The sequence below is a fragment of the Chitinophagaceae bacterium genome, assembly GCA_030053935.1.
Classification (GTDB): Bacteria; Bacteroidota; Bacteroidia; order Cytophagales; family JASGCU01; genus JASGCU01.
The window spans coordinates 1-16551 of record JASGCU010000053.1; the positions used below are offsets into that span (position 1 = coordinate 1).

General features: G+C 32.4%; 8 protein-coding genes. 7 read left to right on the forward strand and 1 reads right to left on the reverse strand.

All coding sequences use genetic code 11. The annotated features are described in order from the left end of the window. Window positions 1-624: 624 nt before the first annotated feature. From QM536_06495 to QM536_06510, 4 genes are all read left to right on the forward strand, one after another. Window positions 625-2856 (forward strand): ATP-dependent DNA helicase RecQ, encoded by a 2232-nt coding sequence (locus QM536_06495; GenBank protein ID MDI9356653.1) that lies wholly within the window; start codon window positions 625-627, stop codon window positions 2854-2856. 9 nt (window positions 2857-2865) lie between these two features. After that, window positions 2866-3972, forward strand: coding sequence for a regulatory iron-sulfur-containing complex subunit RicT (gene ricT / locus QM536_06500; protein MDI9356654.1), 1107 nt, complete (start codon window positions 2866-2868; stop codon window positions 3970-3972). 364 nt (window positions 3973-4336) lie between these two features. Next, window positions 4337-4879, forward strand: a complete 543-nt coding sequence (locus tag QM536_06505; protein ID MDI9356655.1) for a TrmH family RNA methyltransferase — start codon at window positions 4337-4339, stop codon at window positions 4877-4879. A 21-nt stretch (window positions 4880-4900) separates the two neighbouring features. Beyond that, window positions 4901-5977: a dipeptide epimerase gene (locus QM536_06510; protein ID MDI9356656.1), complete on the forward strand. Its 1077-nt coding sequence runs from the start codon at window positions 4901-4903 to the stop codon at window positions 5975-5977. Window positions 5978-6258: 281 nt separating this feature from the next. Here the strand turns inward: QM536_06510 and QM536_06515 are convergent, their stop codons facing one another. Then, window positions 6259-6624: a group 1 truncated hemoglobin gene (locus tag QM536_06515; GenBank protein ID MDI9356657.1), complete on the reverse strand. Its 366-nt coding sequence runs from the start codon at window positions 6622-6624 to the stop codon at window positions 6259-6261. A 458-nt stretch (window positions 6625-7082) separates the two neighbouring features. On the opposite strand from QM536_06515, the gene QM536_06520 reads away from it, so the two are divergent. The 3 genes from QM536_06520 to QM536_06530 all read left to right on the forward strand — a co-directional run bounded on the left by QM536_06520 (window position 7083) and on the right by QM536_06530 (window position 16531). Next, window positions 7083-14414 (forward strand): FG-GAP-like repeat-containing protein, encoded by a 7332-nt coding sequence (locus QM536_06520; protein ID MDI9356658.1) that lies wholly within the window; start codon window positions 7083-7085, stop codon window positions 14412-14414. Between the two features lie 81 nt (window positions 14415-14495). Then, a complete protein-coding gene (locus QM536_06525) occupies window positions 14496-15863 on the forward strand; it encodes a hypothetical protein (protein MDI9356659.1) in 1368 nt (455 codons plus the stop codon). Continuing rightward, the gene (locus QM536_06530) at window positions 15851-16531 is read left to right on the forward strand and encodes a tetratricopeptide repeat protein (protein ID MDI9356660.1); all 681 of its coding nucleotides are present in this window, start codon (window positions 15851-15853) and stop codon (window positions 16529-16531) included. The genes QM536_06525 and QM536_06530 overlap by 13 nt, the downstream gene beginning before the upstream one ends. The last annotated feature ends 20 nt before the right edge of the window (window positions 16532-16551 follow it).

Below are 16551 nucleotides of genomic sequence, written 5' to 3' on the forward strand. Positions count from 1 at the left end.
AGGTGGGTTCTAAAAATTGATTTCTTGCAAAAAAAGTGTTGGTAATTCTTCATTTTTAAGGGATACAGTTTTTAGGATTTGAATGTTTAGAACCTCTCTTAATATTTAACACTCTCATTTATTGTATGAAAAAAGAGAACTCTTTCAACAAAAAAATGTATGCTTTTAAAAAATTACTTTCTTTTTAAATAATAAAGCAAATAATTGTATGTTTTTATTATAAAAAAAAACGTACTTGGTTACAAAAAAATAAAAAATAAAAAAATACTTTAATTTCATAAAACATAAGTAATAAAAATTCTAAGCGTCTAAATCTAACAATATATAACCACTGGATTTTGTGATTTCTTAAAATCGGGCTTAAATTTTTCTTATTAGAAAAATCCTCGTCCAAAAAACAGGTCAACATAAGAAGATTGCGAAAGTTATCAAAATCTTAAACTTGGAGAAATGGGTTTCAGCACCTTATTTTTGTTATTTATGTTGCTCCGACGCCTTTACTAAAGGGCGTTGGGGCTTTTTATTAAAATACTTATAATAAAAAACCACTCTTTTTTTTAATATCTCATTTGAAAATATATAACAATGCATTACTTTACTTTTTTTTGCTATAAATAAAATTATATGGGGGAACAAACAAACTTTAATCTCAATCAAGCGTTACGAGATGTTTTTGGTTATCATTCTTTTAGAGATGTTCAAGAAAATATCATAAAAAGTATACTCAATAAACAAAATACATTTGTCATAATGCCTACGGGTTCGGGAAAATCATTATGCTATCAATTACCTGCAATAGCATTGGATGAGATGGCAATAGTAATATCTCCTCTTCTTTCTATAATGAAAGATCAGATACACCAACTTCAAATATTGGGTATATATGCAAATACATTAAATTCCACTTTATTAAAAAAAGACCTCGTAAAAGTAAAAGATGATATACTCAACGGATCCATAAAATTATTATATATAAGTCCCGAATCTTTAGTAAAAGAAGAGTATAGAGATCTTTTAAAAAAGAAGAAAATATCTTTTGCAGCCATAGATGAAGCTCACTGCGTATCTGAATGGGGTCATGATTTTAGACCTGAATACGCACACTTGAAAGAAATCTTACGAGCAATTGGTGATTTTCCTATTATGGCTCTCACAGCTACTGCTACCATAAAAGTACAGAAAGATATACAAGAGAACCTTGGTATGACGGATGCGAATGTCTTTAAACTTTCTTTTAATCGTAAAAATCTTTACTACGAAATAAGATCTAAAAACAATTCAAAAAAACAGATTATAAAATTTATTAAAAATAATCCTGGTAAATCAGGGATCATATACTGCCAAAGTAGGAAAAAGGTAGAAGACCTTACTCTATTTCTTACAATAAATGGGATTAAAGCTGCCCCATACCATGCGGGTTTAGATATTTATACACGCACAAAAAATCAAGATGCTTTTTTATACGATGAAGTAGATGTTATTGTAGCAACCATTGCTTTTGGAATGGGAGTTCATAAATCAAATATACGTTTTATTATTCATTATGATATTCCTAAATCTTTAGAAAATTATTACCAAGAAACAGGGAGAGCAGGAAGAGATGGGTTGAATGCTGTGTGCCTCCTTTTTTATAGTAAAAAAGATGTTTTAAAAATGGATCGCCTCAACAAAACAAGATTAGGACCAGAATACGAAAGTTATAAACAACATTTAGAAGAAGTATCATGGTATGCGGAAACTTCTATTTGTAGAAGATATCAATTACTTCATTACTTTGGGGAAATCCTTACTGATGAATGTAATAATTGTGATAATTGCCTCAATCCTCAAGAAAAATTTGACGGAATGAATATTCTAAAGAATCTTTTACTGACGGTGCAAGCGATCCATATACCTATTAAAATAGTTGATATTATAGACATTTTAAAAGGATTTAATACAAGATTAATAGATAAACATGGTTTTTCTGGGTTGTCTTCTTTCCATACTTGTTGTGATATAGAAGAAGAACTTATAAAAACTACTATAAAACATGCTATACTATTAGATTTTTTAGAAATGGATAGGAAAGACGGAAGCAATTTTTTATTTATTATTACCGAAAAAGGAGAATCTTTTTTAAAACAACCTTACAACATACATTTTTCAAAAGACCATAACCTATACTTCGATGCCGAAGGAGAGAACGAAGAATATGAAGAATCGGGAGAAAAAAGAAATAAAAGTCATTATTATACTCCTATTCACATAAGCAACTTAACAACAAAAAATAATGACCTTTTTACGATACTAAAAAATATAAGAAAGAATTTAGCAAAAGAAAAAAACTTAGCTGCATATATAATATTTGAGGATATTTCATTAGAAGAGATGTCAACCACTTTCCCCACCACAATATCTGAAATGAGTCGTATAACAGGTGTCGGAAGAGCAAAAGCAGAAAAATACGGATATCTTTTTATTGATGTTATAAAAGAATACACCATAAAAAATAATATTACTGTAGAGCCAGATATAGTAATAAAAACTACGGGAACTAAATCTGCTAACAAAATACAAATTATTCATCAAATAGACAGGCACGTGGATTTAGAAGATATTGCTCACACATTACAAATTTCTTTTGTAAATCTCATAGAAGAAATGGAACATATCTCCCATGCGGGGACAAAATTAAATATCAAATATTATTTAGATACTACTATGGATGATGATAAATTTGAAGAAATTTATGACTATTTTTTAACAAATGAAACAGCAGATATAGATACCGCTTTAGATGCCTTAGGGGAATATATTACAGAGAACGAAATAAGATTAGTAAAGATACACTTTTTATCAGAATACGGAAAATAAAATAAAATTATGGGATGTTCAACTTGTGGATCAAATAAAAATGGAAGTACTTGTTCTACCACTCATAGTACAGGAGGGTGTTCGGGTGGGTGTAAAACAGGTGGCTGCAACAAACTGAATGTATTCAATTGGCTTTCGGATATGGAACCCACTTTGGAAAACAGTTTTGACACAGTAGAAGTACGATTTAAAAACGGAAGAAAAGAGTTTTTTAAAAATAAACACTTATATAACATCAGCACAGGCGAAGCAGTAATAGTAGAAGTCAATGTTACCAATGCATACCATATAGGATATGTATCTCTTACCGGAGAATTAGTACGATTACAGATGCAAAAAAAAAAAATACCTAACGACGAGAAAATACTCCATATTATAAGAACTGCCACACAGGAAGAACTCGAAACATACTCCATTTTACAAGAAAAAGAAATATCGTTTCTTCAAAGAGCGAGAGAAATAGTAATAGAAAAACAAATAGCCATGAAGATCACATACGCTGAATACCAAGCAGACGGTAAAAGAATAACTTTTTATTACTCAGCAGAACAAAAAGTAGACTTTAGAGAATTAGTAAAAATATTTGGAACAGAATTTAAAACAAAAATAGGTATGTGGCAAATAACATCAAGACAAGAAGCAGCACGAATAGGAGGAATCGGTTCTTGTGGTAGAGAACTCTGCTGCTCTACGTGGTTAACAGATTTAAAAAATGTCTATCCATCAGCCGCTAGATACCAAAATATTTCTGTTAACACCTCAAAAATCATCGGACAATGTGGAAAATTAAAATGTTGCCTTAATTATGAATTAGATACATACGTAGAAGCAATGAAAAATATTCCCGATGTGAAAATCATAGAAACGAATAATGGCACTGCATATATTCAAAAAATAGATATATTCCGAAAAATAATGTGGTTTACTTTAGATGGTAAAACCAATTGGCAAGCTGTTGATGTAGAAAGAGTAAAAGAAATTATAGAACTCAAGAAGAATAACATAAAACCAGATACTCTTTTTATAAATAAAATAGAAAATCAAGAAAACAAAGAAATTAATAGCGATTTGGTACTATTAGAAAAAGGATTTAAAAAGAAAAAAAATAAAAAATAACCCATTATTTTTTATTTGTCAACAATAGAACTCCTTAATTACTATGATTTATCTTATAGAATCTACAAACTATACAGTATTGACCTCATTCCGAAAAATTACTTTTCATACTTTTATAATTTTCTCACTGTTTGATTATTAATAGTTTTAAAACTCAATTGAAAAAAAGGATAATTTTCTCACTTTTTACGCCTATTGTATCATCAAATAATAAGATGTTTATAAAAAAATGTAATTTCCAAAATGTAATTTGCTTTAGCATTTTGCTTTTATTTCAATTAAAATTGATTAATGTTAAAAGGTAGGAGCTTTGTTCCTACCTTTTTTATTTTTATTACACTTATTCTCAAATATACATATACACATGAGAAAACTCACAACCGACGAATTGAATAGATTATCAATAGACGATTTTCAAAATAAAAAAAAACATCCTCTTATCATTATTTTAGATAATGTGAGAAGCATGCATAACATCGGTTCTATTTTTAGAACAGCAGATGCCTTTGCAATAGAAGAAATAATATTAGTAGGTATAACAGCATCTCCCCCCCAGAAAGAGATTCAAAAAACAGCATTAGGAGCAACTGACTCCGTAAAATGGCAGTATTTTAAAACTATTTCCGAAGCCATTCTGTATATTCAAGCAAAAGGATTCCGTATCTTAGTAATAGAACAAACTACAAAGTCCACTCCTCTTCAACATTTTTCATTCCCCGACGCACAATACGCTCTCTGTTTTGGTAATGAAATAAATGGGGTATCAGAAGAATTTATTAATCACTCATCCAATGCCTTAGAAATACCACAATTTGGAACAAAACACTCTTTTAATATTGTAATTAGCGTTGGAATAACTTTATGGCATTATTATATATCAAAAAAAATCGCATATTGCGAACAATAAACACATACTCACCATACATATATGAAAATAACAGATATAAAAATAGAAATTAAAAACCTTTCGCTCACAAAACCCTATACCATAGCATATAAAACCATTGATTCCGTGGAGAACGTAATAGTAACGATTATTGCAGAAAATCAATTATATGGAATAGGGGCTTCTAACACAAGTAAAGACGTAGTAAAAGAAGATACCCAAGATGCCTTTCACACACTTTCTACAGCTGACTTATCTTTTCTCATCGGAAGAAATATTGCTTGTTTTTACGATATTTTAAAAGAGATTCATACCAAATTTTCTGCAAGTGTAGGAGCGAGGGCAGCATTAGATATTGCAATGTATGACCTTTTTACAAAATATATTCAAGTACCATTAGTAGATTTTTTGGGGATACACCATACTTCTTTGCCTACCTCTGTAACAATTGGGATTATGAGCTTAGAAGAGACGATACGAGAAGCGGATAATTTTATAAAACAAGGATTTGCCATTCTTAAATTAAAATTAGGATCCAACGATATATTCTACGACATAGAGAGAACTCAAGCATTGCGGAGACATATAAAAAGTAATGTGCTTCTAAGAGTAGATGCTAATCAGGGTTGGAGTTTAGCCGACTATTCTGTTTTTTGTAACGCCTGTATTACTCATAAGTTAGATGTAGAATTTATTGAACAGCCATTCTTAGCAAAAAAAATATTTGAGAATTCTTTTGATGCGAAGTATGATGCTTTTAGAAATGTAGCATTTGACGAAGATATAATAACTGCCGAAGATGCATATAAAATAAGTAGTAGATTTGGCACTTGCATTTATAACATAAAACTTATGAAAAGCGGAGGAATATCTCCCGCTTTACAAATAGCCCAAATAGGAAAAACTGCAAATGCTCCATTAATGTGGGGATGTAATGATGAAAGTATTATTAGTATAGCGGCGGCATTACATACTGCCTTTTCTTGCCCCCATACAAAGTATATAGATTTAGACGGTAGTTTTGATTTGGAAAAAGATGTGGTATCGGGAGGGTTTCATCTCAAAAAAGGCGTCATGTCTCTCACCAATAGAAATGGATTAGGGGTAAATGAATTATGATTTATGGTCGGTTCTAAAAATTGATTTCTTCAAAAAAAAGTGTTGGGAACTATTGATTTGGAAGGAATACAGTTTTTAGGATTTGAATTTTTAGAACCTTTCTTAAGAATTGCTTGGCTTTCAATGAAAGTGTACTTTATAACGAATTTCAAAAAATATTCCTCTCCCCCCTCTATTGAACACTCTCGCATTTTCTTTATAAAAAAAATATAGTAGACCACATAAGAGCGGTCTGCTATATGTAACTTAAGCTTGTTAGGAAATTATATTTTCAGGTTTGATTATTTGTTTAACACGTCATTTTTAGTGCTTAGTGCAATTACAACCACCTCATCAATAAGGTTTTGTGGTACACGTAGCTCTTTCAGTGTAGCAACCAAATGCCCTGCAACAGCATTAAAATGTGCTTCCGTAAGATGCATATAAGCATGTGCATTGCGCATACTTTTTCCTGTGTATGCCGTTGGTGCCCCAAAAGCATACGCTAAAAAAGCTTTTTGCTTACCTGCTTGAGTTTTCATGTCTGTATTTATAAAAAAATGATTTATACTTTCATCCGCTAGAATCTTTTTATAAAAAATATCTACAGCAGCATTCACAGCATCCATCCCTCCAATTTTTTCAAATAATGATGTTTCTTCTTGCATTTTGTTTATTAGTTAATTTTTAATGTAATAGTTAATTTTTAGAATATATTCTTTTTTTAATCTATTTTAGCATATTTAAATTATTTACTCACATTACGAAAAAATTATCTTCAAAAAGTTTATTTTAATCATAAATATTTGATAACTTGATGTATGATGCTTTTTGATGTGATAATCTAAATAAAATTGTATTTTCGTTGGAAAACAGTTCTTTTCTGTCTTTTGTTTTAAACATTCCATTTTTAAGATAGGCGACAATGGGTAATACAAAATGATTTGGTTGTGTTTTAATAGTTTTTGTTGCATATTTTACAAATCCTGTATTATTCTTTATTATATTTTTACATAAGGTGAATTATTGTATCAAATAAGTATATCTATGTGGCTATGTTCATAGTAATTTGTTTTATTCTTAAAAAAATACTATGTTGCATTATTATTAACTTAATCTACTTACAATGAAACAATTACTTATTATAATTTTTGTTAGTGTTGCTAATCATTCCATAGCTCAAATATTTTCAGAGAAAACAAGCAATGGATTTATTTTTAATGGAGTAGAAAATAGCAAAGCGGTGTTTGTAGATATTGATAATGATGAAGACGAAGACCTTCTTTATTCAAGTATATTTTATAAAAATAACGCAGAAGAGGGTTTTTCGTCTTTTTTTAGTTTTAGAGGGGCAAGTAATAATGTCGTTGCTTTTGGAGATTATAATAGAGATGGGTTTGCTGATGTTTTCTTGGGAAATACTTTGTATAGAAATGATGGAGGAACAGGTTTTACTTCTGTATTCACGTTTGCAGGAAATACTAATGCGGTTTCTTTTTCCGATTTTAATAATGATGCTCTGCCGGATATTTTACTTACAGGAACAAATACTTCTATACTATATAGAAATAATAACGAATCTTTTATTCATGAACAAATTTTTTCGGGAGGAACAAACATTACACATGGAGATACTGATGCTGATGGGGATTTGGATATTGTAATTGATAAAAGTTCTGTTCTTTACTCTCTTTTTTATGAAAATAGAAACACAGGATTTACATCTGTTTTTGAAAATATTTTTGCGAAAACTACAACAGGGACTCCTAATCTTATTGACTTTGATGCTGATGGGGATTTAGATATATTTGTTTCCAATACTCTTTATAAAAATAGTGGAACAAGTTTTTCAATATCTGCTGCCATATCTATTTCTAATCTTACAAACTATGAAAGTTCTTGGGCAGATATGGATAATGATGGTTATGCTGATCTTGTTATTTCAGGTACAGAAAATACGATTCCTATTCCTACATTTGTTCTCAAAATATATAAGAATCACAGGATTTTTTTCACAGAAAATACGAGTATTTCTCACATTACCAAACATGCTTTGAGTGATTTTGACGGAGATGGAGATATGGATATATTTTCTCCCGAAGCGGGACTCTTCTACGAGAATACGGTTCTTGTTCCAAATAATCCTCCCAATATTCCCAATAATTTGAATGTTATTTTTTTACAAACGGGGGAACTACGGCTTACTTGGGCTTCGGTTTCAGACCCAGAAACACCGAGTTCGGGATTACATTATGAGATATATTTTTCTCTCTATCCCAGTAGAGAAAGTGTAGATGCTTCCGTACTTACTCATAATACTTTTTATAAAATATATTCTTTTGGGGCAGGCGTGTATCATTGGAAAGTAAGAGCGGTAGATGCTTCCAAAAATAAAAGTAATTGGAGTGAAGAACAAATATACATTACTAATAGAGCCGATGAGGCAACAGAAATAACAGCTCAAAGTTTTGTTGCAAATGTGCAAGTCAATCCGGATGTTCTTGCTTACCGTTTAGATGTTGCTCGGGACAGAAATTTTACGCAATTTCTCTTACAAAATTTTCCTATTTTTAGTGCTTCAAAACAAATTACCTCCCTTACTCCCAATACTTCCTATTATTATAGGGTTCAAACCTCTACTCTCAAAGGAAATTCGGATTATTCGCCTTCTATAAAGGTAACTACTTCTCAGCAAACCAGAACAGCAAGTTTTACAACCACTACTATACCTTCTCTTACCTTAAAAAATGGTTCTACTCGCTTTGCAGATTATGATAATGATGGAGATATGGATTTTTTTGTCAACGGAACAACGGGAACTACGACCAATGCTTCTTTTCTCCTTTTACAAAATAATAATGCTGTACTCGGTTCTGCGAATTCTATTGCGAATGCTTATTCTAATCATACCATTTTTGCAGATTACAATAATGATAATAGGGGTGATGCTTTTGTAGGAGCCAAATTATACCAAAACACAGCTCCTACTTTTTCTCAAATAGCGTTTTCTTTTCCGAATATACCAATTGGCAGCAGTAATTTTGTAGATATTGATAACGATGGATACAGAGATGTTTTCATTACAGGTTATGATTATTCGAGTTCTCAGGGTGTAAGCAAGTTATTTAAGAATAATAAGACCAGTTTTGCTGAAGTTTTTTCTTTGAGTATACCAAATGTATCCAATTCCTCTTCTGCCTTCGGAGATATTGATAATGATGGGGATGCAGATGCTCTTATCAGCGGGTTTGATGGTTCTGCTCGCATTACCAAATTATATGAAAATCAAAATGGACAATTTGTGGTAATTCCTGCTACCAATTTTATAGGAATCCAAAATGGTTCGGTAGATCTTGTGGATTTCAATAACGATGGATATTTAGATGTCTGTATTACCGGAGAATATGATTACTCTCAGGTGATAGGGAGTGCTTCTTATGTCGGGGAAACGAGATGGTCTATGTACCATTTAATGGATAATGGTGATAGTTTTAGTAGTAGTAGTTTGGTAAGAGGGGAACTATCCGTGACAAAACTCTATTATAATTTAGGAAATAAGAGATTTGCTGAGTTTTCTGCTCACAGTATAAGTGGTTCTCTATATTCCAAACCAGCATTTGCAGATATAGATAATGATGGAGATATAGATATACTTTTTGTAGGGAGTTTTGTAAAAGCATCCGGCATAAGTAATTACTTTACTTTCTATAATACACCAAGTAATACGAATAGTTATCTCACTTTAAATGGACTTTATGCAATATGGGGTTCTCCATCTACTTTTTTTTCTTATACAACATATCAAATGGGATTTAAAGTGTATATAAATAACGGGAATAGTTTTACAGAGGATTTTTCTGATAGATTTTCGGATTGTTATGATTGGGATAATTTTTCTATTTCTGGTAGTGTGGGCGATTATAATAACGATGGTCGTATAGATATAGGTGCTGTTGCATATATTGACGCTCTGCGTTCCTCCTCCTCTACTCGTCTTTACGAAAAAGATTACCATAGAAAAGATGGATTTATGAATACATATTTTAATAGAATATATACAAATACTATCAGTAGAGTAAATACTCCCCCTGCTCCTCCTAAACAAAGTGCTTCCTACACTTACGGGGCAGGAAAGATAGTTTTTATTTGGGAAAATGCTTCTGATACCCAAATCCCCGAAGAAAATAACAGGAGTCTTTACAATGGTTTAAACTATAATATATCCGTTGGAACTAACGCTAATAAAAACCTCATCTGTTCCTCACATGCTCTCACTAATGGCAATCGGACTCTGCCCCAAAGAGGTGATTTACAGGGTAATGTTTATAAATTAGAAAATATACCAAATGGTAATTATGTTTGGAGTATCCAAGCAATAGACCAAGGGTTTCTTGGAAGTCCATTTTTATCGGAACAAACCATAGAAATAACCTCTAAATTGCAAACACAATCCCTTGCTTTCCCTGCAATACCAGACAAGACATTTTTAGATGCTCCTTTTACTCCTTCAGCTACTGCTACTTCGGGTTTGCCCGCATCTTTTCTCTCTACTAATCCCAATGTAGCTACCACAAATGGACAAGTAATAACCATAGTAGGACGAGGAGAAACCAATATCATTGCTTTTCAAATCGGGAATACTCAATACTACGGAGCATATCCGGTAACCCGTCTTTTAAGAGTCAATAGAGCAAGACAAACACTTTCTTTTACTAATAATCCGGTGCAGACGGTGGGTGTTCCTTTTCAATTTAATATAAGCAGTAACTCTACTAATTCTGCAAGTATCTATAATGCTTCTATGTCTTTTCTGGGAATACATAATAATGGCAGATTGGCTTTTTCAGTAAATACTACAGGCACATTTACCCTCCTTGCCAGAAAAACAGAACTCACCTTAGATTATCTTCCTTCAGATACTATCTCTCAAACCTTCACCATCAAAGCCCCACAATCTCTTACTTTTTTCAAGCCACTCCCAAAAACCTACGGTGACCCTGCTTTTGTGCTAACAGCAAGATCTTCTGCGAGTTTACCTATTGTATTTTCTTCCAATAATACTCTCATAAATATCAGTAATAATACTGTTGAAATACATGGAGTGGGAACGGTAACTATTACTGCTTTTGTAAATGAATCCCATCCTCATTATTTTCCCGCAAATTTTGTTACCCAAATTTTTACCATCAAAAAAGCGAGACAAAGTATTACTTTTGACCTCCCACTTTCTAAAACTTTTGGAAATATAGATAGTATTATCGTTCTCAGCGCAACTGCCTCGAGTTCTTTGCCGGTTTCTTTCCGATTCAGCGGTCAATCTGTTATTGCAAATGGGAATACTCTCACTATAAAACGAGCAGGTGTTTTTTTTATAGAAGCTTTACAATCGGGAAATGCGAATTATGAGGCAGCAAGCATAATTCGTTATCTTACCATAATAAATAAGAACAAAATCCCTCAAACTATTACTTTTACATCTATTCCCAATGATACTCTTTCTTCAGAAGAAGATATTATAAGTGTTTCTCTTAATGCATCTGCTTCTTCTTCTCTCCCTATAAAATATGTTTTTGGAACAAGTACTGATTCTCTTGCTACAGATTCATTCACAGTCCGATTACCTGGAATCTATACTATTACTGCTTTTCAAAATGGAGATACCACATTTAATCCCGCTCCTCCCCTATCTCAAACATGTACAGTCAAACGTTCTCAAAGTATATTTTTCAGTCCCATTCCTCAAAAAAATTACAAATCTACTCCTTTCTTTCCAAATGCTCATTCCACTTCGGGTTTAGAAATACAATTTTCACTCTCCAATGATTCTGTTATTTCTCTCGCTCAGGATAATGTAATAAGCATAAGAAACGTAGGAACTGCCTCTTTAAAGGCAACACAAATAGGAGATGATGAATATTATGCAGCTGATTCGGTAACAAGAATAGTAACAGTCATCAAAACAGACCAATCCTTCGTCTTTCATCCAATAGATTCAAAAATATACGAAGACCCTCCTATTCTTTTACCTTCTACTACTCATGCAGGTTTGAAAATTATGTATTCCATATCTTCTGACCTTATACAAATAGATGAAGATACCTTGAAAATTCTTGCAGGTGGAGGAATTGTGAAAATAACTGCTTACAATACAGGTAATCATTTCTATAATCCACTCGCTCCTGTTTCTCAAACCTTCAGTATTTCAAAAGCAATGCAAAGTATCCATTTTCCATCAATAGAAAATAAAGTTTTTGGCGATGCTCCCATCATTTTTGATTCTGTAAGTAATAAAAATCGTCCTGTAATTTACGCCAGTTCTAATACAAATGTTTTCAGTATAAACAATTATATTGCTTCTATTAACCGAGCGGGCAGTATCACTCTTTCTGCCATGGTTCCTGGAAACGCTCAGTATTTAGAAGTATCACAAACGCAGACAATACGCGTAACTTCCGCACCTCAAATAGTTATTTTTCGGGAACTTCCCCTTACAGACGTAGGGTATGGGGCGTTTGTTTTGAACGCTACCTCTACTAACACTCTGCCTATATTCTACACTTCTTCCAATCCTCATATTGCATCTATTACAGGAAATACTGTTGCTTTGCATACCTTTGGAAATGTGAGTATTACTGCTTTTCAGCCCGCATTAGAAAATTATTATCTTGCAAGTAATCAAGAAACCCGTCTGCTTATCATACAAGATAGAACCGCCGTAGAAAATACCATACATTTTCCTCTTGCAGAAGTTCAATATAGAGGAGATACGGTACTTTTAGAAGCAAGTAGTTTCAAACAGATTCCCGTTTCTTTTGCAATTGTTCAGAATGATAATGGAAATAGAAACGGAGCAGGACGATATATTGTTTATTTTGATGCCTCTTCTCACAAAATTACCCTTTTGGATACGGGAACTTTCCAAATAAGAGCATATACAGAACCATCTTTGAACAAAGCAGAAAGGGTAAATCCCGCAGTTCTCATAAAAACTATTCAAGTAAAAAATTCTTATAATATAGCAGGAAGAGTTTTAGGTGCTGAAAATGAAGTAGTTGCGGGATTTGTGATTCTTACCAATCCTGATACCAAAGAAACCCGAAGAACAGAACTTTCTAATGGATATTTTTCTTTCAAAAATGTTCCTTCAGAATGGACTTTTTATCTACAAGCATTCCCAAAAGGAACTATTCTTAATTCTTATTATCCCACTTATTATGGGATAAAGCAAGGAATTTTATGGACAGATGCTGATCTTGTTATACTTCAATCTCCTCGCGGCGATTTGAATTGGAATTTCCGAAGAAAACCCAAATCAAGAATTGAAACAGGAAATGGAACTATCATAGGCAAGGTTATTGTAGATACTACCGAGAATCTAAATCGCATTTTGTATGGAAATTTCTTTGGAGCAGGACTCCCCTACCCTTACGCCAATATTTTCTTAAAAAGTACCACTGATAGTATACTTATCAATGATATTTCTAGAACTAATGGAGAGTTTTATTTTAATAAATTACCAGCAGGGTACTATAAAATAACAGTTGATGTTCCGGGAACCAAACTGAAGTATATCAATGACTCTGTTTTTTTGCCCAATGAAGTAAATACGCTCTATATCACCTTCATTATTGGGCAAGATAACAGAATAGAATTGCTCCGATACTTAGCAAAAATCCATCAAACCATTACTTTCCCGCCTATTTATAAAGATTATGGGGATGAACCTTTTCCCATACTTGCTACTGCTACAAGCGGTCTGCCTCTTACCTTCCAATCTTCTTCTTCTCTTGTGCATATTGAAAACGGTATTGTCACTATACGCCGTGCGGGAACTTGTATTATCACTGCTTTTCAATCAGGGAACGAATATTATAATCCCAGCATTCCTACCTCACAAGATATGATTGTCCAAAAAGCATACCAAATCATAACCATACAAGCCAATGTAATAAATGATGCCCATAAATTTTCCGAAAGACGTGTGGTAATAAAAACTACTATCAGTTCCGGATTACCTGTTGAGCTTACTTTCTCCGAACCGAGTATAACCCAGAGAGGAGATACCCTCTTTGCGAGAGGAATTGCTTTTTTCAAAATGACAGCCATTCAGAGTGGTAATGAAAATTATCATCCCGAGCAAACTTCTCAAGATATAATTATCTACCCCAATGCCATTGTAGTAGAAAATCCTCATATCAAAATTTTTCCAAATCCTACTGATAATTATATTACTATTCTATGGGATAAAACTCAACATGTTTCTTCCATACAACTATATGACCTCAGTGGAAAAAGTCATAAATTAGAAATTAAGAATTATGAATTAGAAGGAAAATATGAACTGGAATTGAAACCATTTCCTGCGGGAGAATATATTTTAATTATATATGGAGAAAATTGTATTGGAAAACCTGAGTGTCTCTCTATATTAAAAACAGAAAAAATAATTAAAAATTAACCTTTCCTATTACACAGTACATATACAATAATGGAGGAATATAAAAAGGATCTCCAAAAAAAAAAACATCCCACACCTATATTGACTACAAAAACCCAAGAGCCACAAACAAATGCACTTCATTTCTTCAAAATATATTATGGATATATTCTTATACCTCTCGTAGGTTTCGGACTCTATGCTCAAACAATGGCTTATGGATACGTGGGTTTTGATGATACATTTTTTATTATAGACAAAGCTGCTTATGTTGAATATTTTTCTAACATTTATAAAGGATTTACGCACTCTATTCTTTTTGGATATTACCGCCCTTTGCTTTCTGCTTTGGTTATAATGGAGTACACTCTTGGAAAAACAGCCCCCTTTATCTATCATCTCTCTAATATCCTCATTCATCTTCTTTCTTGCCTTTTATTATTTCGTTTACTGTGTTTGTTAGAATACGATAGATGGATTTCCTTTTGGACTACTTTATTTTTTACCGTACATCCGCTTTTTACACAGGCAGTAGCATGGATATTTGGAAGAAATGATTCCCTTCTCGCTATATTTATCCTTTCCAGTGTGATTGCTTACATCCAATACCAAAAAACAAGCAAAAAAACATATTTGTTTCTGCATCTTTTTTGGTATACTGCTTGTTTACTTACTAAAGAAACAGGGGTAATCCTTGCTTTGGTTTGTTTTACTTATTCTGTTTTCAAAGTCCAAAAAGAACATTCTATACATCTCAAAAAAATCGTATTCTTTTGGGTAATGATAACCCTTGCATGGCTTCTTATTCGCCATAATGTAATGAAAGAAACATCCATACCACCAATAGAAAATGCTATACATGCCTTTTTTTTCCATATTTCTTTTATTTTTGAATCTATAGCCAAACTCATTCTGCTCATCAATCAATCTGTATACGCCTCTTATTCTTTATTTACCTCGCTGATAGGAGGAGGAGTGTATCTCCTTCTTTTAGGATTAGTGTTATACATAAAACCAAGGTTTTCTATTGTATTATGGACAACAGTATGGTGGTTTCTTTTTTTAGTACCTCCTATGGTTCTTCCCGTTACGTCTATAGATTTGAGTGATTATTTGGAGCATAGGGTTTATGTGCCTGCCCTCGGGTTTATTATTTTTCTCAACGAAGCCATTCATACCACAAAAAAAAACTTTGCCGTGAAAACAAGAAGCGAAACGCCTCTCCTCTCCAAATGGATATTCCTTCCAATAGTGTGTATACTGAGTAGCATTACTTATATATATAGTAAAAACTTTGAAAATGTGAAAACTTTTTGGAAATCTGCCACCGAAACATCACCTCATAATTCCTCTGCTTGGAGAGTAAGAGGAATATGGACATTTGATTCAGGAGATTTAGAAACAGCAGAAATATATCAGACAGAAGCTCTCCGTCTCAATACCGCAAAAAAAAATACATGGAAAAATTAGGAGAAGAATTTGAAAGAAAAAGTAAATTTGATGAGGCTTTACGGTGTTATAAAAGAGTTCTTTTTATAGACCAAAACAACGTAGATTATATAATTAACATAGCCAGAGTATATGCTCAAACAAATAAGACCGACTCTGCTATTTCTCTCTTTAAAAAAGCAATGAAAATAGACCCAAATCATGCTGATACCTATTTTGAAATAGGTATGATGGTAAGTACATTCAATGACGTAGAAAAAACAATAGCATATTTTCAAAAAGCAATAGAATTAAACCCAAAAAAATCAGAAGCACATTATAATCTCGCAAGAATGTTAGAAAGCCAATCTCTTTTTGCAGAAACAACAAAAGAATACGAAATAACTATTACTCTCAATCCCAATATGTATGAAGCAAGATTCTACTTAGGAGTAATACAATTTCAAACTTCTCAATATGAATATGCTAAAAAAACATTTCAATCAGCTATACGGACAGACCCTCAAAAAGCAAATCCTTATATGTATATTGCTCATATACTGTATTTAGAAAAACAATACGATGAATCAAAAAGTTTTTGGAAAAAAGCCCTCTCTCTGAATCCTCAAATATTCCAAACATACACAAAGATAGTTAGGTTTGACACTACCCGATATAAAAGCGAAATAAAAAATCGTATATTAGAGTAATTTTATATAAATTTGCAAAA